A 2,733-nucleotide genomic window follows, 5' to 3' on the forward strand; every position below is an offset into this window, starting at 1 on the left:
CCCCCTCACCGACCTCGGGCGGGACCAGGCGCGGACGGTGGGCGCCGAGCTCGCCGCCTCCGGCATCTCGCCGAGCGTGATCCTCAGCTCCGAGGCGGCGCGTGCCCGCGAGACCGCCGGCCTGATCGCCGACGCGACAGAGCTGCCCACCCGGGCCGTGCCGGGGGTGTACGAGGTACAGGCCGGACAGTACGAGATGAGGACCGGCACCGAGGCGCTGCTGGCGTACAACCGGCTCGTGCGGGACTGGCTGGAGCACGGTGACCTCTCCTCGTGCCTGCCGGGGGGAGAGAGCGCGCTGGACGTGCAGGAACGCGCGATGCCGTTGGTGACGGAGCTCCGCGAGAGCCACCTCGACAACGGTATCGACGTGGTGTTGGTGGTGCACGGCACCCTCATGCGGATGATCGCGGTGTTCGCCGGCGCGGTCCCCTCACAGTGGGCGCTGGTCAACCGGATCCCCAACTGCGGGGTCATCGAGTTGGCGCCGGACCGCGGTGGGTGGTCCTGTGAGCGGTGGGGCGACCACCTCGGACGCCCGCCGTTCTGACCGGCGGTGCGCCGGGCCGACCACCTTTCGCGCCCCGTCCTCCCCTCTGTTCGTGAACTGACCACTCCGACCAGAAGTCGCGCCCTAGTGTCAGACCCACCATGACCCTCAGCCCCGACATCCTCGCCGTCGCCCTCAAGACCGCGACGTCGTACGTCGTCAACGCGATCGAGGTCCTGCGTTTCGGCGGTCTCCAGACCGACGAGGAGTTCTCGCCGTTCGAGATCGCCACCCGTCGGCCGATGTTCCGGCTGCGCCGCTACTACGCGCCGGTGGCGGGGGTCGCGGAGCACGGACGTGTCGGCGGTGATGCGGAAGAGAGACCGCGCCCGCCGATCGTGCTCGTGCCCCCCATGATGATCTCCGCCGACGTCTGGGACGTCTCCCCGTCGACGAGCGCGGTGGCCGCGCTGCACGCGGCCGGCATGGATCCCTGGGTGATCGACTTCGGCTCCCCGGACCTCGAGGACGGCGGACTCGAACGCACCCTCACCGACCACGTGGTCGCCGTGAGCGACGCCGTCGACCTCGTCACCGCGGCCACGGGTCGCTCGGTGCATCTCGCCGGGTACAGCCAGGGTGGCATGTTCTGCTATCAGGCCGCGGCATACCGGCGCTCGCGCGACCTCGAGAGCGTCGTGACGTTCGGCGCGCCCGTCGACGTCCGCGGTAACGCCCCGCTCGGCGTACCCGAGGACCTGATCGTGAACGTCGCCCGCTTCGTCGCCGACCACGTCTTCAGCGATCGCTCGCTCCCCGGGTGGATGGCCTCGGCCGGGTTCCGCCTGCTCGACCCGATCAAGACCGCGCGTGCTCAGGTGGGTTTCCTTCGTCAACTCCACGACCGCGAGGCGCTGATCGGACACGAGCGGCAGCGCCGCTTTCTCGGCGGCGAGGGATTCGTCGCGTGGTCCGGACCGGCGATCGTCGACGTGCTCCACCAGGTGATCATCCAGAATCGAATGATGGTCGGCGGCTTCGTCGTCGGAGATCACGTCGTGTCCCTGGCCGACATCACCTGTCCCGTCCTCGCGGTGCTCGGGGAAGTCGACGAGATCGGCGTCCCGGCGGGCGTCCGGAAGATCGCGGCCGTCGCCCCCGGCGCGGACGTCTTCGAGTTCCCGGTCCGCGCCGGGCATTTCGGACTCGTCGTCGGCTCGACCGCCTCCTCGCTGACATGGCCTGCCGTCGCCGACTGGATCGACTGGAGAGAAGGCACCGGAGATCGTCCGAAGGGCATCGTCGAGGTCGGGCCCGACTCCGGTGGTGACCCGTCTCCGGGCACGGCGGTGATGCTCGCGACGGAAGGGGCGACGCAGATCGCCGGGGTGGGGGTCGGTGTGGTGCGCGGTGCCGGCCACCTCGCCGTGGGCACTCTGCGGACGACGCGGGCCCTGGGATACGAGGCGCTGCACGCCGCGCCGCGCCTGTTGCGACTGGGGCAGATCCAGACGGGGACACGCATCTCGTTCGCCAAGATCATGGCCGAGCGTGCGCGGACGCAGCCTGATGACGCGTGCTTCCTGTTCTCCGACCGCGTCCACACGTACTCGGCCGTCGACGCCCGGATCACGAACGTGGTGAGGGGGATGATCGAGGTCGGGGTGCGCCAGGGCGACCACATCGGTGTGCTCATGGAGACCCGGCCCTCGGCGCTGGTCGCGATCGCCGCGCTGTCGCGTCTCGGCGCCGTGGCCGTGCTGTTGCCCCCGTCGCAGGATCTGGCCGAACTGTTGACGCTCAGTTCCGTGTCCGAGGTGGTCGTCGACCCGGAGCACGCCGCCAGGGTCACCGACGCCGGGGCGCGGGCGCTCGTCCTCGGCGGCGGCGCGGACCGCGACCTGCCCGGAGACCTCGGCGCAGGGCTGGTCGACCTCGAACGCATCGACCCCGATGCGGTCGAGCTGCCCCGCTGGTACGTGCCGGACCCCGGCCGCGCCGGCGACCTCGCCTTCGTCGTCTTCACCCGCTCGACGGGAGCATGGCAGACCAAGCTCGTGACCAACCACCGGTGGGCGCTCTCCGCGTTCGGCACCGCCAGCGCCGCGCGCCTGACCGCCGCGTCGACGGTGTACTGCCTCAGTCCACTCCATCACCCGTCCGGTCTGCTCACCGCCGTCGGCGGGGCCGTGGCCGCCGGGTCCCGGATCGCGCTGTCGCGCGGATTCGACCCGGCGACCTTC

Annotated in this window: 2 protein-coding genes; both read left to right on the forward strand. The window is 71.2% G+C overall.

The window, feature by feature from the left end; genetic code table 11:
* Positions 1-550, forward strand: a 550-nt coding sequence (locus tag G6017_RS08965; protein ID WP_182617015.1) for a histidine phosphatase family protein, incomplete at its 5' end; no start/stop codon positions are given.
* 101 nt (positions 551-651) lie between these two features.
* On the forward strand, positions 652-2,733 hold a 2,082-nt coding region (locus tag G6017_RS08970; RefSeq protein ID WP_182617017.1), incomplete at its 3' end, for an AMP-binding protein.

Origin of the sequence: Dietzia sp. B44 (assembly GCF_014145245.1) — a bacterium.
Lineage (GTDB): Bacteria > Actinomycetota > Actinomycetes > Mycobacteriales > Mycobacteriaceae > Dietzia > Dietzia natronolimnaea.